26 protein-coding genes are annotated in these 24,782 nt (G+C 60.7%); 14 read left to right on the forward strand and 12 right to left on the reverse strand.

The window, feature by feature from the left end; genetic code table 11:
• Positions 1-38: 38 nt before the first annotated feature.
• The 9 genes from soxR (at position 39) to ACR0KL_RS12410 (ending at position 7,810) form a co-directional block, all read left to right on the forward strand.
• Positions 39-494 (forward strand): redox-sensitive transcriptional activator SoxR, encoded by a 456-nt coding sequence (soxR, locus tag ACR0KL_RS12370; protein WP_170379057.1) that lies wholly within the window; start codon positions 39-41, stop codon positions 492-494.
• Positions 495-630: 136 nt separating this feature from the next.
• Positions 631-2,277, forward strand: coding sequence for an electron transfer flavoprotein-ubiquinone oxidoreductase (locus ACR0KL_RS12375; protein WP_480777088.1), 1,647 nt, complete (start codon positions 631-633; stop codon positions 2,275-2,277).
• Between the two features lie 152 nt (positions 2,278-2,429).
• A complete protein-coding gene (locus ACR0KL_RS12380; protein ID WP_480777089.1) occupies positions 2,430-2,981 on the forward strand; it encodes a TetR/AcrR family transcriptional regulator in 552 nt (183 codons plus the stop codon).
• Positions 2,982-3,015: 34 nt separating this feature from the next.
• Positions 3,016-3,927 (forward strand): mandelate racemase/muconate lactonizing enzyme family protein, encoded by a 912-nt coding sequence (locus tag ACR0KL_RS12385; protein ID WP_480777090.1) that lies wholly within the window; start codon positions 3,016-3,018, stop codon positions 3,925-3,927.
• Between the two features lie 18 nt (positions 3,928-3,945).
• Positions 3,946-4,119 (forward strand): hypothetical protein, encoded by a 174-nt coding sequence (locus tag ACR0KL_RS12390; RefSeq protein ID WP_480777091.1) that lies wholly within the window; start codon positions 3,946-3,948, stop codon positions 4,117-4,119.
• A 9-nt stretch (positions 4,120-4,128) separates the two neighbouring features.
• On the forward strand, positions 4,129-5,223 hold the full coding sequence (locus ACR0KL_RS12395; protein WP_480777092.1) for an alcohol dehydrogenase family protein: 1,095 nt from the start codon (positions 4,129-4,131) through the stop codon (positions 5,221-5,223).
• A complete protein-coding gene (locus ACR0KL_RS12400; RefSeq protein WP_480777093.1) occupies positions 5,220-6,344 on the forward strand; it encodes a mandelate racemase/muconate lactonizing enzyme family protein in 1,125 nt (374 codons plus the stop codon). The genes ACR0KL_RS12395 and ACR0KL_RS12400 overlap by 4 nt, the downstream gene beginning before the upstream one ends.
• A 3-nt stretch (positions 6,345-6,347) precedes the next feature.
• Entirely contained in the window at positions 6,348-7,079 is a 732-nt protein-coding gene (locus ACR0KL_RS12405) for an SDR family oxidoreductase (RefSeq protein ID WP_170678690.1), read from the forward strand.
• Positions 7,076-7,810 carry an SDR family oxidoreductase gene (locus tag ACR0KL_RS12410; RefSeq protein ID WP_170678692.1) on the forward strand — a complete coding sequence of 245 codons (735 nt, stop codon included), beginning with the start codon at positions 7,076-7,078 and terminating at the stop codon, positions 7,808-7,810. Before ACR0KL_RS12405 ends, ACR0KL_RS12410 begins: the two co-directional genes overlap by 4 nt.
• A 2-nt stretch (positions 7,811-7,812) precedes the next feature.
• Here the strand turns inward: ACR0KL_RS12410 and ACR0KL_RS12415 are convergent, their stop codons facing one another.
• Genes ACR0KL_RS12415 through ACR0KL_RS12425 form a run of 3 tightly spaced genes read right to left on the reverse strand, consistent with a single transcriptional unit; the run spans position 7,813 to position 12,589 of the window.
• Positions 7,813-9,051 (reverse strand): NAD(P)/FAD-dependent oxidoreductase, encoded by a 1,239-nt coding sequence (locus ACR0KL_RS12415; RefSeq protein ID WP_480777094.1) that lies wholly within the window; start codon positions 9,049-9,051, stop codon positions 7,813-7,815.
• 12 nt (positions 9,052-9,063) lie between these two features.
• Positions 9,064-10,077, reverse strand: coding sequence for an Ldh family oxidoreductase (locus tag ACR0KL_RS12420; protein ID WP_170678697.1), 1,014 nt, complete (start codon positions 10,075-10,077; stop codon positions 9,064-9,066).
• Between the two features lie 58 nt (positions 10,078-10,135).
• A complete protein-coding gene (locus tag ACR0KL_RS12425) occupies positions 10,136-12,589 on the reverse strand; it encodes a GcvT family protein (protein WP_480777095.1) in 2,454 nt (817 codons plus the stop codon).
• A 357-nt stretch (positions 12,590-12,946) separates the two neighbouring features.
• Between ACR0KL_RS12425 and ACR0KL_RS12430 the strand changes: the two genes are divergently transcribed.
• Both ACR0KL_RS12430 and ACR0KL_RS12435 read left to right on the forward strand, forming a co-directional pair.
• Complete coding sequence (locus ACR0KL_RS12430) at positions 12,947-14,662, forward strand: tetratricopeptide repeat protein (RefSeq protein WP_480555108.1); 1,716 nt, start codon at positions 12,947-12,949, stop codon at positions 14,660-14,662.
• Positions 14,652-15,473 carry a 4-(cytidine 5'-diphospho)-2-C-methyl-D-erythritol kinase gene (locus ACR0KL_RS12435; RefSeq protein ID WP_170678702.1) on the forward strand — a complete coding sequence of 274 codons (822 nt, stop codon included), beginning with the start codon at positions 14,652-14,654 and terminating at the stop codon, positions 15,471-15,473. The genes ACR0KL_RS12430 and ACR0KL_RS12435 overlap by 11 nt, the downstream gene beginning before the upstream one ends.
• Here ACR0KL_RS12435 and ACR0KL_RS12440 read toward each other — a convergent pair.
• Complete coding sequence (locus tag ACR0KL_RS12440) at positions 15,466-16,464, reverse strand: polyprenyl synthetase family protein (RefSeq protein ID WP_170678705.1); 999 nt, start codon at positions 16,462-16,464, stop codon at positions 15,466-15,468. The two genes, ACR0KL_RS12435 and ACR0KL_RS12440, sit on opposite strands and share 8 nt — an antisense overlap.
• A gap of 56 nt (positions 16,465-16,520) precedes the next feature.
• Here ACR0KL_RS12440 and ACR0KL_RS12445 point away from each other — a divergent pair, with 56 nt between their 5' ends.
• The 3 genes from ACR0KL_RS12445 to ACR0KL_RS12455 all read left to right on the forward strand — a co-directional run bounded on the left by ACR0KL_RS12445 (position 16,521) and on the right by ACR0KL_RS12455 (position 17,792).
• Positions 16,521-16,736, forward strand: a complete 216-nt coding sequence (locus tag ACR0KL_RS12445) for a putative signal transducing protein (RefSeq protein WP_037316655.1) — start codon at positions 16,521-16,523, stop codon at positions 16,734-16,736.
• Positions 16,733-17,512: a methyltransferase gene (locus ACR0KL_RS12450; RefSeq protein WP_170678707.1), complete on the forward strand. Its 780-nt coding sequence runs from the start codon at positions 16,733-16,735 to the stop codon at positions 17,510-17,512. The genes ACR0KL_RS12445 and ACR0KL_RS12450 overlap by 4 nt, the downstream gene beginning before the upstream one ends.
• A 115-nt stretch (positions 17,513-17,627) precedes the next feature.
• Positions 17,628-17,792 carry a YdcH family protein gene (locus ACR0KL_RS12455; RefSeq protein WP_170379030.1) on the forward strand — a complete coding sequence of 55 codons (165 nt, stop codon included), beginning with the start codon at positions 17,628-17,630 and terminating at the stop codon, positions 17,790-17,792.
• Here ACR0KL_RS12455 and yddG read toward each other — a convergent pair.
• The 8 genes from yddG to ACR0KL_RS12495 all read right to left on the reverse strand — a co-directional run bounded on the left by yddG (position 17,789) and on the right by ACR0KL_RS12495 (position 24,728).
• Positions 17,789-18,655, reverse strand: coding sequence for an aromatic amino acid exporter YddG (gene yddG, locus ACR0KL_RS12460; RefSeq protein ID WP_170678709.1), 867 nt, complete (start codon positions 18,653-18,655; stop codon positions 17,789-17,791). The two genes, ACR0KL_RS12455 and yddG, sit on opposite strands and share 4 nt — an antisense overlap.
• On the reverse strand, positions 18,652-19,599 hold the full coding sequence (locus tag ACR0KL_RS12465; RefSeq protein ID WP_170379026.1) for a transcriptional regulator GcvA: 948 nt from the start codon (positions 19,597-19,599) through the stop codon (positions 18,652-18,654). Before ACR0KL_RS12465 ends, yddG begins: the two co-directional genes overlap by 4 nt.
• A 300-nt stretch (positions 19,600-19,899) precedes the next feature.
• The gene (phbB, locus tag ACR0KL_RS12470) at positions 19,900-20,622 is read right to left on the reverse strand and encodes an acetoacetyl-CoA reductase (protein ID WP_170678711.1); all 723 of its coding nucleotides are present in this window, start codon (positions 20,620-20,622) and stop codon (positions 19,900-19,902) included.
• Positions 20,623-20,809: 187 nt separating this feature from the next.
• Positions 20,810-21,985, reverse strand: a complete 1,176-nt coding sequence (locus ACR0KL_RS12475; protein ID WP_170379022.1) for an acetyl-CoA C-acetyltransferase — start codon at positions 21,983-21,985, stop codon at positions 20,810-20,812.
• Between the two features lie 195 nt (positions 21,986-22,180).
• Positions 22,181-23,014: an EAL domain-containing protein gene (locus tag ACR0KL_RS12480; RefSeq protein ID WP_480777096.1), complete on the reverse strand. Its 834-nt coding sequence runs from the start codon at positions 23,012-23,014 to the stop codon at positions 22,181-22,183.
• Positions 23,015-23,090: 76 nt separating this feature from the next.
• Positions 23,091-23,279: a hypothetical protein gene (locus ACR0KL_RS12485; RefSeq protein WP_170639893.1), complete on the reverse strand. Its 189-nt coding sequence runs from the start codon at positions 23,277-23,279 to the stop codon at positions 23,091-23,093.
• 94 nt (positions 23,280-23,373) lie between these two features.
• Complete coding sequence (locus tag ACR0KL_RS12490) at positions 23,374-24,345, reverse strand: sterol desaturase family protein (protein WP_170678715.1); 972 nt, start codon at positions 24,343-24,345, stop codon at positions 23,374-23,376.
• Positions 24,342-24,728: a hypothetical protein gene (locus ACR0KL_RS12495; RefSeq protein ID WP_480777097.1), complete on the reverse strand. Its 387-nt coding sequence runs from the start codon at positions 24,726-24,728 to the stop codon at positions 24,342-24,344. Before ACR0KL_RS12495 ends, ACR0KL_RS12490 begins: the two co-directional genes overlap by 4 nt.
• Between the last annotated feature and the right edge of the window lie 54 nt (positions 24,729-24,782).

The raw sequence follows: 24,782 nt of genomic DNA on the forward strand, positions 1-24,782 counted from the left end.
AACCTAACTTTAGGTCAAGGTATTTTTGCGAGGGTGAAATGGCGGCTTCCGAAGGTCTGGCAATTGGCGCTTTGGCGCGGCGTACCGGGTTGGCGGTGTCGGCTATCCGGTACTATGAGGCGCAAGGGTTGATCTCGCCCTGGCGCAATGCAGGCGGGCAGCGGCGGTATCAGCGGGCCGATATCAGGCGGTTGAGCTTTGTGATGATCGCCCAGCAATTCGGCCTGACCCTGCCCGAGATCCGTGAGGTTCTATCGGGCCTGCCTGGTAACCGAACCCCTACGCCGCAGGACTGGAAAGACATCAGCGTCACGCTGCGCGCCCATCTGGATCAGCGAATCAACACCCTGACGCGATTGCGCGATAATCTGGACGGCTGCATCGGCTGCGGGTGCCTCAGCCTGCCGAAATGCGCCCTTTACAACCCCGATGACCGTGCCAAATCACATGGTAGCGGTCCCAGATACCTTATGGGCGACTCGCCAAACACGTGAAGTGTCGAATAGCGGCATTGTTACGCCGTGTTTCGATTGACCTGAGTCTTTCACACCATGTAATCAGCCGAGAAACAAAATTGCGCCGACCGCATGAGAAAAGCGCCAATTCGGAAAGTTAGCTAAGGAGCCCGCGATGGCCGAGATTGAACGCGAAGCGATGGAATACGATGTGGTGATCGTGGGCGCTGGCCCCGCGGGCCTGTCGGCGGCCATCCGTCTGAAACAGCTGGATGCCGACCTGAATGTCGTGGTTCTGGAAAAGGGCTCGGAAGTGGGCGCGCATATCCTGTCGGGCGCGGTGCTGGATCCCTGCGGGCTGGACGCTCTGATCCCGGATTGGAAGGAAAAAGGCGCGCCGCTGAACACACCGGTGAACGAAGACAACTTCTACATGCTGGGTGAGGCCGGAAAGCTGCGCATCCCCAACGCGCCGATGCCGCCTCTGATGAACAACCACGGCAACTACATCGTGTCGATGGGTAATGTCTGCCGCTGGATGGCCGAGCAAGCCGAGGAGCTGGGCGTGGAAATCTTCCCCGGCATGGCCTGTTCCGAGCTGGTCTACGGCGAAAATGGCGAAGTCAAAGGCGTGGTCGCCGGTGTCTTCGGTCTGGAGGCAGATGGCTCCTACGGTCCCGGCACCGAACCGGGCATGGAGCTGCACGGCAAGTATGTCTTCCTGTCCGAAGGCGTGCGCGGCTCGCTATCCAAGGAAGTCATCGCCAAATACGACCTGTCTGCCGGCAAAGAGCCGCAGAAATACGGCGTTGGCATGAAAGAGATTTGGGAGATCGACCCGGCCAAGCACAAGGAAGGCTCAGTCACGCACACCATGGGCTGGCCTCTGGGCAGCAACGCAGGTGGCGGTTCCTTCATCTATCACTTGGAAAACAACCAGGTCTATGTCGGTTTCGTGGTTCACCTGAATTACAAAAACCCGCACCTGTATCCGTACATGGAATTCCAGCGCTTCAAGCATCACCCGATGGTCGCTGAGCTGCTGAAAGGCGGCAAGCGCGTGGCTTATGGCGCTCGCGCAATCACCGAAGGCGGCTATCAGTCGATGCCGAAGCTGGTCGCTCCGGGCGTGGCGCTGCTTGGCTGCTCGGCGGGTATGGTCAACGTGCCGCGCATTAAGGGCAACCACAACGCGATGCTGTCGGGCAAAGCCGCAGCCGAGGCGGCCTTTGACGCCATCAAGGCTGACCGTTCCGGTGATGAGCTGACGGCCTATGAAACCGACGTGCGCGAAGGGGCCATTGGTCAGGACCTCAAGAAAGTGCGCAACGTCAAGCCGATGTGGTCGAAATGGGGCCTCATGCCCTCGCTGGCGCTGGGGGGTCTGGACATGTGGACCAACACGCTGGGCTTTTCGCTGTTCGGCACGATGGGTCACGGCAAGAACGACGCCGAAGCGACCGAAGAGGCCAGCAAGCACAAGCCGATCGACTATCCCAAGCCCGATGGCACTCTGTCCTTTGACCGACTGACCAACGTGTCCTTCGCGATGACCAACCACGAGGAAAGCCAGCCCTGCCATCTGAAGCTGGGCGACCCGTCGATCCCGGTCGCCGTCAACTTGCCCAAATTCGCCGAGCCCGCGCAGCGGTATTGCCCGGCTGGCGTCTATGAGATGGTCGAGGATGACGACGGCCCGCGGTTCGTGATCAACTTCCAGAACTGCGTCCACTGCAAGACCTGCGATATCAAGGACCCGAGCCAGAACATCACCTGGACCACTCCGCAGGGTGGCGACGGCCCGAACTATCCCAACATGTAACTGAAAACTCCGGCACTGGCGGCGCGACCCTGCCGCCATCCCGCCCTTGTTTCATGCCACCGGTCTTGCCGGTGGCATTTTTTGTCGTTGGAAAGAAAGTCTGTGTCGCAAACGGTGATGTGCAGGTAGAGTGATCGCTCTACCACCGAGACATGACTGAGACACAGCAGAAAATCGCGGAAAATCTTGACCGGCAGTTTTCAGAGATGGGATTTGCCACCCAAGGCGTCGAAGCCTTGCGAGAGGGCGCGAATGTTTCCCTGCGCACGCTCTACAAGTATTTTCCCAGCCGCGAAGCGATGGTCATAGGCGCGTTGGATCATCGAGACGCCGCCTATTCCGATTGGATCGGCACGGATCAACTCCGGGACGCGGATCACGTATTGCACGTTCTGACCCGCCTGGCGGACTGGCTGCGCGAGGTCTCAAACACCGGATGCCTGTTCCGCAACGCGCTGGCGGCCTACCCCGAAAGTGACGCGATCCGTGATGCCGTCACGACGCATAAACAGCATGTCCGCGACATGTTCCGCGCGCGGTTGATCCACGTGGCCCCCGATTGCGATGTCGAGGCTTTGGCCGAGGCTCTGTTCATCCTGCACGAAGGTCTGACCGAGAGCGCGCGTTTGATGGGGGCCGAGGCCGCAACCTCGGCCACGATGCGCTGCGCCCGCGCGTTGCTGGCCGATGCCGATATTCACTAGGCCGGGCCTCCGGCACACGACAAAAGAGACGGATATGAAGATCAAGGAAATCCACATCTACGCCCATGATCTGCCGGTCAAGAACGGCCCCTACACCATGGCCAATGCCGAGGTCTGGGCACTGGACACCACGTTGGTCAAGCTGGTAGCTGAGGATGGCACGACCGGCTGGGGAGAGACCTGCCCGGTTGGCCCCACCTATGCCGAAGCGCATGCCGAGGGCGCGCGGGCTGCGTTGAAGGCAATGGCAAAAGGTCTGATCGGCGCGGATCTGTGGCCTGTGGCCCTGCACCACCGGATGAACGGGCTGCTGAACGGGCACAACTATGCCAAGGCCGCCATCGACATCGCGGCCCATGACCTGATTGGCAAAAAGCTGGGCGTAAACGTCGCCAATCTGCTGGGCGGGGCACAGACCGATCGCGTGCCCTCTTACTATGCGACCGGTGTGGGCGCGCCGGACGATATCGCGCGCCTTGCCAAAGAGAAGCTGGCCGAGGGCTATCCTCGCCTGCAAATCAAAGTGGGTGGCCGTCCGGTTGAGATTGATATCGAAACCATCCGCAAAGTCTGGGAGGTTGTCGACGGAACAGGCATGCGCCTTGCGGTCGATGGCAATCGCGGGTGGACCACGCGCGATGCGCTGCGCGTCAGTCGCGAATGCCCAGATGTGCCGTTTATCATGGAACAGCCCTGCAACACCTATCAGGACCTGGAAAAGATCCGCCCTCAGGTGACCCATGGCATCTACATGGATGAAAACAGCGTTGACCTGAACACCGTGATTTCGGCCGCCGGGACCGGGCTTGTTGAAGGGTTTGGCATGAAAGTCACCCGGATCGGCGGCCTTCAGAACATGCGCACCTTCCGCGACATCTGCGAGGCGCGCAACCTGCCGCATACCTGCGATGACAGCTGGGGCGGGGACATCATCGCCGCCGCCTGAACGCAGATCGCATCCACCGTGCGTCCGACGCTGATGGAAGGCGCGTGGCTCGCCGCCCCTTACATCGAAGGCAACTACGATCCCGAAAACGGCATCACAATCCAAGGCGGCCACATTCAGCGCCCGACCGGGCCGGGTTTGGGCGTCACCCCCGACGAAACGCTGTTCGGCGCGCCAGTCGCCTCATACTAAGGAGACACCATGATCCCCGAAACCATGCATGCGGTCCAACTGACCGGCCATGGCGGTATCGAGATGCTGCACTACCGCTCGGACGTGCCTGTCCCGCAGCCGGGGCGCGGAGAAGTTCTGATCCAGGTCGCTGCCGCGGGTGTGAACAACACCGACATCAACACGCGGATCGGCTGGTACTCCAAGGCGGTTACCGAGGACACCAATACCGGTGGTGCCTCAGGTTTTGAGACTGTGGACGATGACGATGCCAGCTGGTCTGGCACGCCCTTGACCTTCCCCCGCATTCAGGGCGCTGATGTCTGTGGCTATGTTGCTGCCGTAGGCGATGAGGTCGACCCGGCGCGCATTGGCGAGCGTGTGATTGTGCGCAACATGCTTCGGACCTATGTGGACTACCGCCCTTTTGAATGCTGGACCATCGGCAGTGAATGCGATGGGGGTTTTGCCCAGTTCTGCGTCGCACCTTCGCGGGAAACCCATGCCGTGAGTTGCGACTGGGAGGATGTGGAACTGGCAGCAATCCCCTGCGCCTATTCCACAGCCGAGGGCATGCTGCACCGCGCCAGCGTCGGGGCCGAGACCGTTCTGGTCACCGGTGCCTCGGGCGGTGTTGGGTCGGCTGCGGTGCAACTGGCGAAACGGCGCGGCGCGCATGTGATCGCAATGTGTTCGCCTACAAAGGCCGAGGCCGTTCGGGCTTTGGGCGCAGATCGCGTGCTGGACCGCAATGCCGATCTGGTGGCGGAACTGGGGGAGGGCTCGATCGGCGTGGTGGTCGATCTGGTGGCCGGCCCGCAATGGCCCAGCCTGTTGGACGTGCTGCGCCGGGGCGGGCGGTATGCGACCGCCGGGGCCATTGCCGGACCGATCTGTGAAATCGACGTGCGGACGCTCTACCTGAAAGACCTCACCTTGTTGGGCTGTACGTTTCAGGAGGACATCGTGTTCGAAAACCTCGTGAAATACATCGAGGCCGGGGAAATCCGCCCTCTGGTCGCCAAGACTTATCCGCTAAGCGAGATCGCGACGGCGCAGGAAGAGTTTCTGACCAAAACACATACCGGGCAGCTGGTGCTGATCCCGCCGCAGGTGACCTCATGAAAATCCGTAAGATCGAGCTTTTTGAACTGCACCTGCCCTATGCGGGTGGCTCTTATGAATTGTCGGGCGGGCGCATTTACACCGGGTTTGACAGCGTCATCGTCTGTATCACCGCCGATGACGGGACTGAGGGTTGGGGTGAATCCACGCCCTTCGGCCCGAACTACATCGCCGCCCATGCACGAGGTGCCCGCGCCGGGGTTGAAGAAATCGCCCCCTATCTGATCGGTCGTGACCCGCGCGATGTGGATCGGATCAATGACGCGATGGATGAGGCGCTGCTGGGCCATAACCACGCGAAATCGGCCCTTGATCTGGCCTGTTGGGACCTGTTCGGTAAATCGGTTGGCCTGCCGGTCTTTAAACTGCTGGGCGGCGCGACGGGCAATCGTCTGCCCGCGATCAGTTCGATCTACGCGGGTACGCCCGAGGATATGCGTGCCCGCGTCGCGGAACACCGCGCGATGGGCTATATGGGCCATTCGGTCAAGGTCGGTGCGGTGGATTCCGAAGGCGGCCCGGCGCTGGATGCCGAACGTATCGCGGCCTCATTGGCGGATCGGCAGCCGGGTGAATATTTCATCGTTGACGCCAATGGCGGCCTGATCCCGGAAACCGCGCTGCGGATGCTCCGCGCCCTGCCGAACGGGCTGGAATTCGTGCTGGAGGCCCCCTGTGCCACATGGCGCGAGACGCTTTCCCTGCGCCAGCGTTGCGATGTGCCGATCATTCTGGACGAGTTGGCGCAAGAGGATGGCGATATCGCCAAGCTGGTGGCGCTGGATGTGGCCGATGGCGTCGGGCTGAAAATCTCAAAAGCCGGGGGGCTGACCCATGCCCGACGTCACCGCGACATCTGCCGCGCCGCCGGGCTGACGATCAGTGTGCAGGACACGGTGGGATCAACTCTGTCCGCCGCGTCGATCTTCCATATGGGTGCGACTGTGCCCGAACGGCTGCTGCGCTGTGTTCTGGATCCGCGCGACATGGTGACGATCCAGACCGGGGCGTTCGACGCCCCAATCGAAAACGGTGGCGTTCTGCCGCCCGATGCGCCGGGCCTCGGTGTGACAACGAACCGAGACCTGCTTGGGCAGGCCGTCGCAATCTGGGAAGACTAAGACATGTTTCAAGACAAAAACGCCCTCGTCACCGGCGCGGCCGGAGGAATCGGTCAGGCCATCGTCAACCAGCTGCGCGCGCAGGGTGCTCGGGTCGCGGTTGCGGATCGTTCGACCGACGGGATTGAGGCCGAGGCGCATCTACCCGGCGATCTGCTCGACCCGGCTTATTGCGACCAATTGGCCTCTGCCGCGCAACAAGCTTTGGGTGGCCTCGACATCGTGATCAACAATGCCGGTGTCATCACCCGTGGCCCGGTGACCGAGACCTCGGACGCCGACTGGAGCTTGTCCATGGGCGTGAATGTCGAGGCTCCGTTTCGGATCTGCCGCGCTGCCATTCCGCTGATGGCTGAAACCGGCGGAGGGGCCATCGTCAACACCGCGTCCTGCTGGGGCGGCAAGGCGCCGGGGCCGAACCATGCGCTTTATTGCATGACCAAAGCGGCGATTGCCTCGCTGACCGAATGTATGGGGATGGATCACGCACATCAGGGCATCCGCATCAACGCGGTGTGCCCGAATGAGGTCAACACGCCGATGCTGCGCTCGGGCTTTGCCAAGCGCGGGTTTGATCCTGACGAGGCCGTGACCGAACTGGGTAAAACCGTGCCTCTGGGCCGGATTGCCGAGCCTGAGGATATTGCCGATGTGGTCCTGTTCCTCGCCTCGGATGCGGCGCGCTACATGTGCGGCACGCTGGTCGAGGTCAATGGCGGGAAGCCGGTCGCATGAGGCGGTTTGAGGGCAAGGTCGCGCTGGTCACCGGCGGCCGCTCGGGGATCGGGCAGGCCATCGCGGCACGGCTGACGGAGGAGGGCGCGCGCGTCTTTACCGCTCAGCGCGGTGGGGATGATCACTTTGAAGGGATCGCGGCCGATTTCACCGATCCAGCCGCGCCTGCACAGGTGGTGGCCGAGGTCATCGCCCGCGCCGGGCAGCTGGACGTTCTGGTCAACAATGCCGGGATGATGCAGGAGGCCCGCGTCGAAGAGATGACGTTGGAGGACTGGCAGAAAAACCTGACCGTCAACCTGACCGCGCCTTTCCTGATGATTCAGGCCGCTTTGCCCCATCTGCGCAAGACAAAGGGCAGCATCGTCAATACCGGCTCGATCGAGGGGCTGGGCAGCAATCCGGGCCACGCGGCCTATTGCGCCTCCAAAGCCGGGCTGCACGGGCTGACCCGCGCCGTGGCGGTGGATCACGGGGCCGAAGGTATCCGCTGTAACGCCATCGCTCCGGGCTGGATCGACACCGAGTTGAACCTCGACTTCATTGACTCAATGCCCGACCCGGATGCGTTTCGCCGGGACATCGGCCAGATCCACCCGGTCGCCCGCACCGGCAGGCCCGAAGAAGTGGCTGCCTTGGCGGCGTTTCTGGCCGCCGAGGAAAGCGGCTTTATCACCGGGCAGGTCTATACGGTCGATGGCGGGCGGATGGCAAAGCTGAGCCTGCCCTGACCTTAGAACCGGTCCGGGCTGAAGGCCTGAATGTCGATTGAGGGCGCACGGCCCGCGATTTCATCCTTCACCAGCCGCGCGGTCGTGGCCCCAAGCGTCAGGCCCAACTGCCCATGGCCGGTGTCGAAGGTGACATTCGCCAATCGGCCGCTGCGGCCGATGATAGGCCGGGTGTCCGGAGTGAAAGGGCGTCGCCCCATGCGGCGCTCGGCCTTGTCCGTTCCAAGCCCCGGCAACACGCGTTTTGCGCGTTTGACCAGAATATCGGCGCGGTTCCAGTTGGGTTTCGCGTCGGCATCCGCGAATTCGATGGTTCCGGCGACGGCCAGAGCGTCCTCATACGGTGTGATCCCGAACCCGCCCTTGGCGTAGAACACGGTGTGGGCCAGGTCGACACCGCTGTCAGGCAAGGCGGTGGAGTAGCCAATCACCCCTTCCAACTGGATGGGTACGCCCAGATCCTGCGCCAAGCCGCGCGAGTGTGTGCCCGCCGCAAGAACGAACTCGTCCGCGGTCAGAACCTGACCGTCTGCAAGGCGCACGCCCTGCACATTGCGCCCGCTGCGTTGGAACACTTCGGCCTTGCCGGTGACGACAGTACCGCCACGGCTGGCAAAGGCCTGGTGCAGGGCTTCGACCAGCCCCTTTGGCTCGGTCACGAAGCTCCAGTCATGCAGCAGGGCGGCGTGTTTGAAATCGGGCGCGATGGCCGGATCAATCTCATGCGCTGCGGGGCCGGGGATGTCTTCGATCGAGCAGCCCAGCTCTCGGGCCAGATCAAAGGCGGCGGCCATGGTGGCGCGGTCGCTGTCATCGTCGAACAGTTTGATCACCGGCTTTTCGACCAGCAACTCGGGCCGACCGATATCGGCCAGTTGCGCCTTGAAATCATCGGTGGCGGCAAAGGTCAGCCGCGCCAGATCCGCCGCGATGGCCCGCATTCGCGCCCGGCGCGCATTCGCGGTGAAGCGCGCGAACCAGGGCAGGACCCGCAGCGCCGAGGACGGACGCAGCGCCAAGGGCGCCTCGGGGTCCAACAGCCAGCCCGGCACCTTCATCAGCATGCCCGGCTGCGACAGCGGTACGATCTCACCGATGGCGATACAGCCGCATGAGGCCCAGCTGGCCCCTTCACCCACGGGTCCGGGTTCGACAACCGAAACCGCGTGCCCATCGGCATGCAAGGCCAGCGCGCAGGAGATACCCACGACGCCGCCGCCGACCACAACCACCTTTGCCATTGGTTCGAGCCCTTACTGCAAGTCTTGCAACTGCGACAGCAACTCGGTGCTGACGCTGACGCCACCGTCCTGAGATGCGGCGCGGTTCTTCAGCCGCCCGTCACCGGGGATGCGGGCGGTGCCGTTGCCGTCGATCTCGGCGCAGATGCGCGTGACATAGTCGTTGAAAGCGGCATTTCCGAACCGCGTCGGATCCATCGCGATCAGGGTCGCGCCGCCCTTGACGTTCAGCGCGCCATGCGCCTCGCGCTCGGCATTGTCGACCGAGAGGGTGCCCCCGGCCAGCGCCGCGCCCATGACCTCGATCAGGAAGGCGATCGCGGCCCCTTTGTGCTCGCCAAAGGGCAACAGGCTGCGGGTTTCCAGAATGGCGTTGGGATCGGCGCTGGGCTGGCCATCCGGGGCCAGACCTGCAGGGCGCGGCAGGTCATGCCCTTCGGCGGCGGCCATGCGGATATCCATCAACGCGACCGTCGAGGACGCCTGATCCCAAACGATGGGCTCCATTCCGTCACGCGGGCAGGCAAACGACATCGGGTTGGTGCCAAAGACAGGGCGCGCGCCTCCCTGAGGCACCACCATCGACAGTGAGTTGACGACAGCCAAAGCCACCAACCCCGCCTCGGCCAGCGGTTCGGTGTCAAAGCGCAACGCCCCAAGGTGATGACTGTTGGCGCAGGTGAAGGCGGCGATCCCGTTTTCACGGGCCATCGCAATCAGCTCGTCCCGTGCTGCGGCCGCAGCGATCTGGTAGTATCCATTGTCTGCGTCACCACGCAGAACGCCCGGTGCGATACGCTCGAATGTAGGGTGGGCTGCGGGGTTGGCATAGCCCGAGGTAAAGCTCTGCGCGTAGACCGGTAGCATGCGCAAACCGTGGCTGCGTGGGCCGTCGCGTTCGGATTTGACGACGATCTCAGCAATCATGTCGCTGCCCGGATCATCCATGCCCGCAGCCACAAGGACGGATTTCGCCAATTCTCTAACCTCTTGGAGTGAGAGCGTTTTCGTCGAGATATCGGTCATTGGCTAAATCCTGTCCTTGTGTTTGTGAAAGGGGTCGCAAGCCCCCCCGTTGTTCTTGTCAGGCGCGTGCGCGAGCGCTTGAGGGATCTACGGCGCAGGTGTCGATGACCTCGGCCTCGCGCATCTCGTTATGGACCAGCACCTGCATTCTGGTGCCCGGTGCCGTCATGTTCTGCGGCACCAGCGCCATTGCGATGTCATGGTTGCAATAATATGAGAACCCGCCCGAGGTGACACGCCCGATCAGTTTGCCGTCGGAATAGACACCCTCGTCAAACATCACCGAGGTATCGCAATAGGGCAGTTTCAACGTGACCAGAGTGTTGTATCCGCGCGCGTCCTGCTGTTTCAGCAGAGCGGGTTTGCCGATGAAGTCTCGTTCAACTACTTGCCCGCCGATCTTCTCGGTTATTGCGACGAACCGGCCCAGATCGGCCTCATACGGGGTTAGGTCCTTGCAGATCTCACGGTTGATGGCACGGTAGGATTTCTCGAGCCGCATGGACTCCAGCGCCTCAAGACCGAACGGTTTCACGCCCGCCTTCAGCAACAGATCCACGAGATGACGGTTGTAGCCCGCCGGATGGTGCAGCTCCCATCCCAGCTCACCGGTGTAGGAGACGCGCAGCAGGTGAACGCCCTTGGCATAGCCGACTTCACCCATTTGCGCCGAAAGCCACGGGAAGGCCTCGTTCGACATATCATTGTCGGTCAGTTTCGACAGGATCTCGCGCGATTTCGGACCGGCCAGAGCGATCACGCCCAGCTGTTCCGAGATATCTTCCATCACGACTGAGCCGTCTTTGGGCAGCAGACGCTGCATCTGGTCCCAGTTATAGGCCTGCCAATTCGGGGTCGAGATCAGGTAGAAATCATCCTCGCCGTAGCGCACGATGGTGTATTCCGCATCCATCCCGCCCTTGTCATTCAGCATTAGCGACAGGGTCATGCGCCCTACCTTGGGCAGTTTGTTGGCCATCAGACCGTCCAGCCATCCGGCCGCACCCGGCCCGCGCACGGTGAATTTGGTCATCGGAGACATCTCGATGAAGCCCGCCTCTTCGCGCGTGCGGCGCACTTCTTCCTGAACCAACCCCATATGATTGGTGCGGCGGAAGGAGTGTTCGGGGATCGCCTCTTCGGGTGATTTGGCGAACCAGCGCGGGAATTCATATCCGTTGAAGCTGGTCCAGACGGCACCCTGCGCGGTCAACAGATCGTAGGAGCCTGCAGTTTTCATCGGGCGGGCTTCGGGGAAATCCTCACCGGGGACATGGGCATCCATATGGGTGCCCCATGTCTCGCGCACCTTGTCCATGGTCCACCGTTTCGAGGCATAGTCCGAGAACCGGCGCGGGTCGAGTTCCGACATGTCCATGCCCGGATCGCCATCCACGATCCACTTTGCCAGACGGTTCCCGACCGTGCCGCCCCACAGGATGCCGCCGGGCATCCCTTCGGCCAGCCACAGGTTCTCGTGCCCGGGTGCAGGACCGGCCAGAGGCAGCTCGTCCGGGGTCATCTGGAACGGGCCGCGGGTGTTGGCCTTGATGCCAACCTCGCCCAGCGTCGGAACCCGTTCGACGGCGCGTTCCCACTGGGTTTCCACGGCGTCGAAATCTTCGGGCAGAAGGTCGGCGCCGAAATCCGGTGGCACGCGATCTTCGGCGAACAGCTTGAGGTCCTTGGTGAATTCATAGGGGCCAAACTGGATGCCGCCCACGTCTTCGCGCAGATAGGCACCATAATCCTCGTCCCGCAGGATCGGGAATTCCGGCAGGCCCTGTGCCTTGCGTTCTTTCAGCAAGGGCACGGTCTCGGTTGTCCAATATTGGTGAACGATCGGGATACAGGGCAGGTCCAGACCCACCCGGCGCGCGTTTTCGCGCGCATAGTTACCGGTGGCAAAGATCAGATGCTCACAAGTGATCTCACCCTGATTGGTGGTTACCTTCCAGTGGCCGTTCTCGAGCTTTTCGTAAGCGGTGGCTTCGGTGTTCTGATAGACCTTGGCCCCGGCATCGCGCGCCAGCTTGGCCAGCGCCATGGTGATGTCGGCGGGATTCACATAGCCGTCTTCGGTATGCAGGATGCCGCCACGAATATCCGGGCTTTGGTTCAGCAGAGGGTGCACCTCGGCAATCTCTTCCGGTGTCAGCAGCTTGCAGGGCACCCCGGCGGCTTCGGCGATCGAGATATAGGACCGGAACTCATCCCAGCGCTTTTCGGTATTGGCAACGCGCAGCTGGCCCACTTTGCGAAGGCCCACCGAGGCGCCCATCTTTTCCTCAACCTCGGTATAAATGCGGATGGTTTCCATGGTCATCTTCGACACGTTTCGCGACCGTACAAAGGTCACAAGCAAACCGGCGGCGTGCCAAGTGGACCCTGACGTTAGCGTCGTCCGCTCCAACATCACCGCATCTGTGCAGCCATGTTCGGTCAGACCATACAGGATCGAGGCGCCAACGCAGCCGCCCCCGACCACAACAACTTTCGCATGTGACTTCATCGTATGTTCATACCGTGTCTGGTTTGCCAACAGTGTTTGGAAGCACCATTCCGTCAGTCGGTCTTTTGCGCAATCGCAAAAATACTTCACTCTGAATGAGTTGAAGTCACTCAAACCGAACATGTGCCTTATGAAACGCGAAAGGTACCCAAATCCTCCGCCAGGGTGAGCCAACCAAAAGCCCTATTGATGAGCTGCCATTGAGTGTTGGACGGCGCTCCTGCTTGATCCGTGCAACAGGGCGGCCAGTTCTTAGGCGAAAACCGGTGCAATGGCGGCGTCGTGAACCTTGAGCCATTGCCTCTTGCCGACCGAGGCCCTAGCTTAACGTGCAGTCAACGATAGCAAGGCAGGATTTTGGTGGTTTCCCTGGTTCGTCGCGTGGCACTGGCCGCGCTGCTTTCATCCTCGGTCGCAATCCCGGCATTTTCGGATACCGGGTCCGGGGCCTATTTGGCCGGACGTCAGGCAATCTACGAAAACGACTATGCCGCCGCCGAAAGGTATTACGCGCAGGCATTGCGGTCTGATCCGCAGAACGCCTTGCTGTTGGAAAGCGTGGTCGTTGCCCGGCTGGCGCTGGGCGAGGTTGAGCGCGCATTGCCCATCGCCCAGACGATTGAAGAGATTGGCCTGCCAAGTCAGGCAGCCCGGATTGCCATCGCCGCCAACCTGATCGCCGAGGGCGATTGGGAGACCCTGCTGTCTCGTGATCCCGAAACGCAGGGCGTGGGTCCTTTGGTCGATGGGCTGATGACCGCATGGGCCTATCTTGGTCAGGGTGAGATGACCAAGGCGATGGAGCAGTTCGACACGGTCACAACGCAAGAAGGGCTACGCGAGTTTGCCCTCTATCACAAAGCGATGGCCCTGGCGTCGATCGGTGATTTCGAAGGGGCCGAGGCGATTTTCGCAGCCGATGACGGGGTCGTGGCCCGGTTCACCCGCCGCGCCGCGCTGGCCCGAACCGAGGTTCTGTCGCAGCTTGACCGGAATGAGGATGCTCTGACCTTCCTAGCCGACGTGTTTCAGGCCGGAAGCGATCCATCGATCGCAGACTATACAAGCCGATTGTCAGACGGCGAAACGCTGCCCTTTACCCATGTAGTGACGGCGCAAGACGGCATGGCTGAGATCTTCTTTTCCGTCGGTGCCGCGTTGAATGACGAGGCCGCGCCGGACTACGTTCTGCTCTATGCTCGCACGGCCAGCTTTCTGCGGCCCGATCACGTCGACGCCCTTTTGATGAGCGCCGAGCTTCTGTCGGAACTCAACCAGCTTGATCTTGCGGTCGAAGCGTATCGCGCGGTTCCCAAGGACAGCACCGATCACCACGTGGCCGAACTGGGCCGGGCTGATGTTCTGGGGCAATCCGGCAAAACCGATGCGGCGGTTGAGGTTCTGCAATCGCTGGCTGCGGAAAAGCCTGATCTTCCCAGTGTCCATGTCGCTTTGGCCGATCTTCAGCGCCGCGAGGAAAACTATGCCGCCGCGGTTGATTCCTACAACACCGCAATTGATCTGGCGGAGGGTGTCTCGGCCGCGAATTGGTTCCTGCACTACGCGCGCGGGATTTCTCATGAGCGTCTCAAGCAATGGGATCAGGCCGAAGCCGATTTCCGTCGCGCGCTTGAGCTGAACCCGGATCAGCCGCAGGTTCTGAACTATCTGGGCTATTCGCTTGTCGAACGTCGCGAAAAACTCGATGAGGCGCTGGACATGATCGAACGCGCCGTCGCGGCTCGCCCCGACAGTGGTTATATCGTCGACAGCCTGGGCTGGGTCCTGTTCCGCCTTGGTCGCTATGACGAAGCGGTCGAGCATATGGAGCGCGCGGTTGAGCTGATGCCGGTGGATCCGGTGGTCAACGACCATTTGGGCGATGTCTACTGGGCCGTCGGACGCGCCCGCGAGGCTGAGTTCCAGTGGAAACGGGCGCTGTCCTTTGTTGATCCCGAAGACACCGATGGTGAGGCTGATCCCGAACGCATCCGACGCAAGCTCGAGGTCGGTCTGGATTCGGTTCTGTCCGAAGAGGGCGCGGATCCGTTGAAGGTTGCCAATGGCAACTAGCGCCTTTGCGCCCGCCAAGGTCAATCTAACCCTGCATGTCACCGGCCAGCGCGCCGATGGCTATCATCTGTTGGATTCACTAGTGGCTTTTGCCGACATTGGCGATCAGCTGACGTTTGACCCGGGCGTAGGTATTTCGATCTCGGTGAGCGGAGAGCATGCCGACGGGGTTCCCACAGACAGCCGAAATCTGGTCTGGAAAGCCGCCGAGGGCACTGGTTGGACAGGCCATATCACGTTGAACAAGGTGCTGCCCCATGGCGGCGGCATTGGCGGAGGGTCCTCGGACGCGGCGGCCATGCTGCGCCACGCGGCGGCGCAAGGATTTGATATCCCGCCGCATCTTCCGACCGCGTTAGGGGCCGATGTATCGGTCTGCTTGGCGGCCGAGGCTGCGCGGATGCGTGGGATTGGCGAACAGGTGGATCGGATCGCTTTGCCGTCATTGCCAGCCCTGTTGGTCAATCCGGGTGTCGAGGTTCCGACCGGATCGGTCTTCGGCGCAATGGCGTCGCGGGACAATCCGGGATTGCCAGATCAAATCCCCTCATTCGCGGGCGTGGAAGACTGCGCCGCGTGGCTCTCGAACCAGAGAAACGACCTTGAACAGCCCGCCATAAGCCAGGCCCCGCAAATCGGGCGCGTTTTGGAGGAGTTGGCGGACACAAGGGATGTGTTGCTGGCCCGAATGTCCGGGTCAGGCTCGACCTGTTTTGCGCTTTATCCGTCGATGAAGGCCGCGCATTTCGCAGCCTATGAGATCGGCGCGGCCCAGCCCGATTGGTGGTGCCGCGCAACCAGCCTCAGTTGAGGCGCGAGACCACGTAGTCAGCCAGATCGCGCAGCAGAGTGCGGATTTCGTGATCAGGCAGAACCTCGAGCGAGGCTTTGGCCTTGTTCGCCCAACCCAGCGCGTCCTGACGGGTCGCCTCGAGCGTCTGGTATTTGTTCATCAGCCCAAGCGCATGTTCCAGATCGCCGTTCTGCTGGCGGCCTTTCTCGATCGTACGCTCCCAGAAGATGCGCTCATCCGCGGTGGCCTGCGCGACGGCCTTGATCACCGGCAGGGTCAGTTTGCGTTCGCGGAAATCATCGCCCACATTCTTGCCAGTTGCCTTGCTGTCACCCTGATAGTCCAGCAGATCGTCGGCGATTTGGAAGGCAATGCCCAAGGCATCTCCATAGTCGAACAGAGCTTTGACCTGCGCGTCCGAGGCTTCCGCAATCACGCCGCCAACCTCGGTCGCAGCGGAAAACAGGGCCGCGGTCTTGCCGCGCACGACCTGCAGGTAGATGCTCTCATCCGTGTTCAAATCGGTGGCGGCGGTCATCTGCAGTACCTCGCCTTCGGCAATCGTTGCCGAGGCATTGGCGAGGATGTCCAAAACGCGCAGTGACCCGGTTTCAACCATCAACTGGAAGCTGCGAGAAAACAGATAGTCGCCCACCAACACGCTGGATTTGTTGTCCCACAACAGGTTCGCCGTAGGCCGCCCGCGTCGTTGGGCGCTTTCGTCGACCACATCGTCATGCAACAGGGTCGCGGTGTGAATGAACTCAACCGTCGCGGCCAGACGCACGTGATGTTCGCCCGTATAGCCAAACAGCCGTGCCGCAGCCAATGTCAGCATCGGGCGCAGGCGCTTGCCACCTGCTTCGACCAGATGCGCGGTCACCTCGGGGATACGGGGCGCGTGTTCGGACGCCATCCGGGTCCGGATCAGCGTATTCACCGCCTCCATTTCGCCGGTCAACATTTCGGCCAGCCGTTCGTGCGGCCTCGAGATTGTGCTGATGCCCATCACACTCCTGATACAAGGCTCGACTTTCGCCTTGCCTTGCCCTTACATCCATCCCCATGAAAGAACTATTGCGCAGCACCGATCCGACAATCCTGGCCTTTGCATCCGCTCTTCTTGAGGGCGAGGATATAGACTGCTTTCAGATGGACGTAAATATGAGCATCCTCGAAGGCGGTATCGGAATTTTCCCCCGTCGTCTGATGGTTCGGGCCGATGACCTGACCCGAGCGGAGCGTGTGATGCGCGACAACGAGATTCCGCTGGGGCGATGAGCGGATTCACGGAGGATGAGCTAAGCCGGAATGATTTCCTCGGTGGGCGTTTGCGCCTGTGGCAACCCGTGTCGGGCTATCGCGCTGGGGTCGACCCTGTTTTGCTAGCGGCCAGCGTGCCCGCAACCTCTAGTCAGTCGGTGCTGGAGCTTGGCTGCGGGGCAGGGGCGGCAATACTGTGCTTAGCGACACGAATCCCCGGATTGGAACTGTGCGGCGTCGAATTGCAACCGGCCTACGCAGATCTGGCTCGCCGCAATGCCGCAGATAACAATTTGGTGTTGGAAGTCCTTTCCACTGATCTGACCGAACTGCCCTCCGATCTTAAGCAGCGCCAGTTCGACCACGTGATCGCCAACCCGCCCTACTATCGCGCCGGGGCCCATAGCGCAGCTACGGACAGGGGGCGCAGTGTGGCTTTGGGGGAGCAGACGCCTATTGCCGATTGGATTGATGTCGCGGCCAAACGGCTGGCCCCGCGCGGCTATCTGCACATGATCCAAAAGGCGGATCGCCTGCACGATATGCTTTTGGCCTGTAGTGGGCATCTGGGCTCGGTCGAAGTGCTGCCGCTTGCGGCCCGCGTAGGGCGAGAGGCCGAGCTTGTGATTCTACGGGCCCGAAAAGGCGGGCGGGCGGCGTTCCGGCTGCATGCGCCTATCATCCTGCATGCGGGTCAACGGCATGAGCGCGACGGTGACAGCTATACGCCGGAACTCTCGGATGTGCTGCGACAAGGCGCGGCGTTGGGGCCGTTTCACGTCAATCGGCAATGACCAGCCGAATTTGTCGGATTTATCACGTTTTCTTCGCGTCTGCGGCGTGACAGGGTGGAAACGATATGCTCAACTTCTTACGTGACATCTAGACACGTAAACAAGGAGGATCGCCATGAGCGTGAGCGCACATCTGACGGAACTGAAGAAGAAGCACGAATCTCTCGGTCTCGAAGTGGAACAAGCTCAACGCGCGCCAGGCATTGATGATCTTCATATCGCCCAGCTAAAGAAACAGAAGCTAAGGCTGAAGGAAGAGATCGAGCGCTTATCGACCTAACCTTTAAGACTGGCGCGTGCCGCAACCACGGCCCCGCCGGTGATCAAGACCGCCGCGATCGCCAATGTCCATGTCGGCATGGCGATCCCGGCAAAAACCAGAACCACGGTAGACAGCAAAGGTGCAGCATATGAGCTCGTACCCAGCATCTGAATGTCGCCCTGCTTGACCCCGATATCCCAGACATAGAACGCCAGACCGACCGGCCCCAGACCAAGAGCCAGTGTCGATAACCAACTGAGCGTGGTGTCCGGCCAGACCGGTGCCTCAAGCGCGAAATGCAGGCCCCATGAGGCGATCGCCGTGAACACGCAGAACACCGCGACCGAGCTTGTGGGCGTTTCACCCAGTTTCCGCGACAAAACGGAGTAGCCTGACCATGTCAGTGCGCATAGGAACGCCAGCGCGTATCCCGGTAGGTGGTCGGCTTGAAACCCGGCGCTGCCGCCTCCGGTGATGATCAGTGTTGCTCCGGCAAAGCCCAAGCACGCTCCGATCAGGTGGCCAGCCCGCAGATTCTCTCCGGGTAACAGGCCCGAGAACAGGACGATAAGCAGCGGCCAGAGATAGGCGATCAGCCCCGCCTCGGCCGCCGGGGCCATCCGCAGGGCCGAGAAGTATAGCGCGTGGTAGCCGAACAGTCCCACCGTTCCAAAGGCGTAGACTTTCCAGCTGATGCGTCGCAGCTGGGACAATCCACCCGATCGCCACGTCCAGACAAGCCCCAAAGTACCGCCGATACTGAAGCAGATTGCATTCAGCAGCAGCGGCGGTGTTGGGGCTGACCCGACTGTGAACAGGGCCAATAGCGCCCAAAGCAAAACCGCAATGAAGCCAATACCGGTGGCGCGTTGTCTGGTCATATGGATGAGACGTCTTCTACAGGAACAATGGTGAATTCGTCCGAGATATGAGCGGTTTTTTCAATCTCCGCAACAAACCAATCGCGAAATGCTGCGACCTGAGGCCGGTTTTCCGCTCCGGGCAGGCAGAGAAATCGAAAGCGGCCTTTGGTCTCAATGGCGGTTTTGAACGGCGCGACCAGCCTCCCCTCCATCATGTCCTTGATGATCATCGCTCGTCGCCCCAAGGCCACGCCCACTCCAGCGACGGCCGCGTCAATCGCGTGGTCTGCGTTGGAAAAATGCGCCCCGTGGGTCGGCGTGAACTCCACGCCAACAGCGCGGAACCACGTCGGCCAATCCGCCGGAGGTTTCAAAAACGCAATCGAATCGTCATGAATCAGAGGCGCGTCGCGCAGGCTTTCGGGAGTTGTGAACTCGGCGGCCAATTCGGGTGTCATGACAGGGGTTAGCCACTCTTTACGAACCGGCAGGCAATAGAGCCCATCATCCCCGCCATAGCCAAACCGGATCGCGACATCCACGTCGTCCCTCTCAAGGTCCATATTGCGCAGGGTGGCTGAGAACCTCAGGTCGATTTCGGGATGGGCGCGGGCAAAATCATAAAGGCGTGGAGCCAGCCATTTGGCCGTCAGCGCAGGTCCGGCCGTCACGGTGAGGGTGTTGTTGTCCTGAAGCCTTCGCGTAGCGGCCCAAGCAGCCTTGAGTGACGCAAACCCCTCGGCAGCTCCTGGGGCGAGGGCTTTGCCCGCCTCGGTCAGTTCAACCGCGCGATTCAGGCGGCGAAACAGCGGATGGCCCAAATGGTCTTCAAGCGATTTGATCTGAAAGGACAGCGCCGCGGGCGTGACGTTCAACTCGTCTGCGGCCTTGGCGAACGACATGTGTCGCGCGGCAGCGTCAAAGGCGCGCAAAGCGGTGAGAGGGGGGAGGCGATCACTCATGTCACTTAAGTAATACTTATCTGAATGCTTGAAAACTCTCGTTTGTGCCTTTTTCAATCAAGGGTCATGTTTAGGGCAAGTCAAGTTCAGCTTTAGCAAAGGGGATCCGCCATGATCGAGATGTCAACAAACCCGTCTGTCCAGATTGCAATTCGTCGTGCCCATGAAGAGCGCAGCAAGCTTGTTCACAAAGTTCTGGGATGGGTGTTTGGTTCCCGCTGACCGCAGCGCGCGCGGACTTACGGGATAAAGAAGGGCCGGTCCAAAAGGACCGGCCCGTTTTCGTTCAATGCTCTGAAATCAGACGAAGAACTGAGCGCCGTTGGCCGAGATGGTCGACCCATTGATGAACTGCGAATCGTCCGACGCAAGGAATGCGACGCAGCGCGCGATTTCTTCTGGCTCACCTAACCGGCCGGCCGGAATCTGGCCGATGATTGACTCGCGGACCTTCTCAGGCACGGCCATAACCATTTCGGTTGCGATATAGCCAGGGCAGATCGCGTTGGCAGTGATGCCCGCACGCGCGCCTTCCTGCGCGAGCGACTTCACGATACCCAGATCACCCGCTTTGGTCGCTGCATAGTTCACCTGAGCGAACTGGCCTTTCTGACCGTTGATCGAGCTGATGACGACAACGCGGCCAAACTTGCGTTCACGCATGCCGGGCCAGACGGGGTGTACGGTGTTGAAAACGCCGGTCAGGTTGGTGTCGATGACCTGATGCCACTGTTCAGGCGTCATCTTGTGAAAAGGTGCGTCGCGCGTGATGCCCGCATTAGCGACGACGATGTCGATGGGGCCGACTTCGGCCTCGACCTTTTCGATGCCCGCCTTGGATTCGTCATAGTCGGCCACGTTCCACTTGTAGGTGGCGATGCCGGTTTCCTCGGTGAATTTTGCAGCGGCTTCGTCATTCCCCGCATAGGTGGCGGCAACATTGTATCCTTCGGCCTTGAGCGCCTTGGAAATTGCTGCGCCGATGCCGCGAGAACCGCCGGTTACGAGTGCTGTACGTGCCATGGATGACTCCTCCAATTTTGGTCGTCTTGGTAATTCTGTTACTCTGAGAGAGAATGTTGCGCAATATCGTTTCGTGTTCGATCTTGTCTTTCTGTCTGGCGATATTGTCGCAGCGGTTGTGTAAAGCTTGATTGTAACAAAAAAGGGCGTCCAGTGGACGCCCTTTTTTATTTAGATGTCAACGCACTTAGTCGCGCTCCACGCAGAGGGCGACACCCATGCCGCCACCGATGCAGAGGGTGGCCAGCCCCTTCTTGGCATCACGGCGCTTCATTTCGAATAGCAGCGTGTTCAGAACCCGGCAGCCGGATGCTCCGATCGGGTGGCCGATGGCAATTGCGCCCCCGTTCACGTTTACGATCGATGGGTCCCAACCCATGTCTTTGTTCACGGCGCAGGCCTGCGCGGCGAAGGCTTCGTTGGCTTCGACCAGATCCAGATCGTCAACCGACCAACCTGCTTTCTCCAACGCTTTGCGCGAAGCGTAGATCGGGCCAACGCCCATGATCGACGGGTCAAGACCGGCAGTCGCGTAGGATGCGATACGGGCCAGAGGCTCAATCCCGCGCTTTTCGGCGTTCTCAGCCGACATCAGCAGGGTCGCCGCCGCGCCGTCATTCAGGCCCGAAGCGTTTGCTGCGGTGACCGAGCCGTCTTTGGTGAAGGCCGGGCGCAGTTTGGCCATTGCTTCCATTGTTGCGCCGTGACGGATGTATTCGTCCTTGTCCATCACGATGTCGCCCTTGCGGGTTTTGATGGTGAACGGAACGATCTCGTCGGCAAATTTGCCTGCGTTTTGCGCAGCCTCAGCTTTGTTTTGCGAGGCAACGGCGAATTCGTCCTGCATGTCGCGGCTGATCTGCCATTTCTCGGCGACGTTCTCGGCGGTTTGACCCATATGGTAGCCGTTGAACGCATCCCACAGACCGTCGCGGATCATGGTGTCGATGTATTTCATATCACCCATCTTGTGACCCGCGCGCAGGGCGGCAGCGTGGGGAGACAGTGTCATGTTTTCTTGCCCGCCAGCGGCGACGATATCCGCATCGCCCAGTTGGATGTGCTGAGCACCCAATGCAACAGCTCGCAGGCCCGAGCCACAAACTTGGTTAATGCCCCAGGCCGCGCTTTCCTGCGGTAGACCGGCGTTGATATGCGCCTGGCGTGCGGGGTTTTGGCCCTGAGCGGCGGTCAGGACCTGACCCATGATGGTTTCGCTGACTTCGCCTTTGTCGACGCCGGCGCGTTCGACGACGGCTTCGAGGACGGCAGCGCCCAGATCATGTGCGGGGGTATTGGCAAACGAGCCGCCAAAGCTGCCCACACCTGTGCGTGCGGCGGATGCGATTACTACATTGGTCATATAATTTGTCCTTTACCGTCGTGGTCCAGCGGGAAATGTGACGACACGGACCGCAGAGGGCTCCCTCTGCCCGTACCAGAGCGCCAATTTCTCCCCCCTCTAGTGACTTCTGCAATAGCGCAATGCTGCACTTGCAGCAACGGACAGCTTGCCTCAGGCGGCAATCAGGCAAGTGTTCGCGTGCCGATTGCCCAACTAAGTCCCTGTTTTGGAATTTCTTTCTGCGTTCCACAGCGGCAACAGCGACGGCGCGCCAAATAGGAAACCCTGCATGCAGTCGACACCGCTTGCGCTCAGAAAAGCTGCGTCTTGCGGATTCTCGACTGATTCGGCTGTGACCAGAATTTCGAACTCTCGCGCGACTGCTATCAATGCGCGGACGAGGGCTTGGTTGTCGGGGTCGGTACTGATACCGCGAATGAACTGACCGTCGATCTTGGCGGCATCAAACAAGAATTCCCGGAAATGTCGAAAGCAGAAATTGCTTGCGCCAAAGTCATCCAGAGCAAAGGCAATACCACGCTCCTGCAACCTGTCCATCAGGTCGATCACCAGTTCGGGCACCTGCATCGCCGATTTCTCGGAGATCTCCAAAATCAGTCGTTCGCCTAGATTGCTGTCCCGTTTGAGAAAGCGGTCCAGAATACGTGACCAGTGCGAATACCCGATCGAACGCGCCGACATGTTGATCGACAGCCGGATCTGAGGGTTCCTGACCAGTGTTTGCAACCCCATCTCAAGCGCGATGCAATCCAACTCGCGCCCGATTGGCGTGTTTTCTACCTGAGGCATGAAATCCCGCGCAGGGATGACCCGCCCGGTTTCATCCAACACGCGGATCAACCCTTCGTAGAAGGCAACGTTATGAGGAGCCTGTGCCTGCATCACCGGCTGAAAGGCCAGTTTGCATTGTTTGTGCCGAACCGCATCCGAGGCCATCTGCAATACAGATTGATCCCGACCGGAAACTGCCGAGGTCAAAGGGCTGTCGGGCCCTGCCCCTGACTCTGCAACTGTCTTGTCCCGCATGCGCGCTGATCCCGAATGGCTCTTCGGTTGCAGTGTCGCAGGAAACAGATGAATCTGGGGTTAATGCAGGTGATGATTAGCGCGCAGATTGCCACGCATGGCTGAGCGAGGCCGCTGCTCCGAACACCGCGCCCATCACGCCAAGGATCATCATGGAGAACCCGATCAGGACAAGCGCTGACGCTGCCGTTGCGATGGCGGCGAACATGGCCAGAAGCACACCTAGCAGTCCGACTGTGGTTGATACGGTTGTCACTCGGGTCATTCCGGCCTCCGGTCACTGGTTACGTCACGCGTGACACTCCATATGGACCGTTCAGGCCGGATTTCAACCAAAGCGACGTGGTGTAACGCCGGGATCAGGCCTGTTTTGCTGCGGAATTAGGCAGGTTTTCGCGGGTTTGCTCGAATCCGGGCGTTCCGAGATCTTCAGGATGGCGGGCCAGATGCTTTGCCTTGATCTGCTCTGAGCTATCCCGGCTTCCATCGTGGCTATAGCCGGGCGGGGCAAAACAATAGGCGAGGCGTTGCTTCAGCGTCAGCCCCGGTTGGGTCGCATCGCGCCAGATGCAGACCCATTCGTGAAAGGCGACGCGCAGCGGGTTGAAGGTGGCGATGTTGTGAACCAGCCCGTAGTCGACCCGGTCGTTCTCTTGTTCGGGGACAAAAGTGCCGAACATCTTGTCCCAGATGATGAAAACGCCAGCATAGTTGCAATCCAGATAGCGCGCGTTGCGTCCGTGATGCGCCCGGTGATGGCTGGGGGTGTTCATGACCGCTTCGAACCAGCGGGGCATTTTGCCGATGGCTTCTGTGTGAATCCAGAACTGGTAGATCAGGTTGATGCCGCCCACGAACAGCACCATCGCCGGGTGAAAGCCCAGCAGGATCAGCGGTGCGCGTACCACCATCATGAAGGTAAACGTATAGGTCCATGTCTGCCGCAGCGCCGTGGTTAGGTTGTAGTGCTGCGAGCTGTGGTGGTTTACATGGCTGGCCCAGACCCAGCGGATACGGTGGCCGAACCGATGCACCCAGTAATACCGCAGGTCATCCAGCACAAAGCACAGGATGATGATCGGGATCGACGTGCCCAGATCGAGCGGCGTGATCCGCCACAGCCACATGAAGAACCCATAGGCGATGAACCCCAGAAGGAGCCCCGACGCAATATTGCCTGCCCCCATGATCAGAGAGGTCACGGCATCGCGCGTCTCATACCTCCCGCCGCGGCCTTTGACAGCGATCCAGACGAACTCGGCCAAAATGGCGGCGATGAAGAACGGGACGGCCCATTGGACGGCATCGGGAAAGGTGATCTGGTCGGTCATGCGGGCTCCATCAGGTTGCGCCAGTGGGGGCGCTCAAACTCATCCAGATGGATGATGGCTTTGGGGGTGCCGAAATCGTGGAACAGAATCTCGAACCCGTCGGTGCGATCCAGCAAATCATAGTCCAGCAGATGCTGCGCCACAGTATCCGCGCCAAAGGACCAGATGAGACCCGGCCCTTTTTCCGTCCGTACCAGCGCTGCATGGCGATCATGGGCAACCGTGACGTCAATGACGGTGTCTTCCGGGAAATGCCGGACCCATTGATCGCGCGCGGTTTCAGGAGACAGAACGTACCGTTGCGATCTGCCGGTCAGATGCAGCAACAGAGTGACCCCGGCGATCCCGCCGACCACAAGCACCAACAGAATTTCCAGTGGCATTCCATCCTCCTGCGCACAGAGTGCGGATCAGAGGATGGGCTGTCAAAGGTGGCG

This window comes from Ruegeria sp. C8, assembly GCF_056537565.1.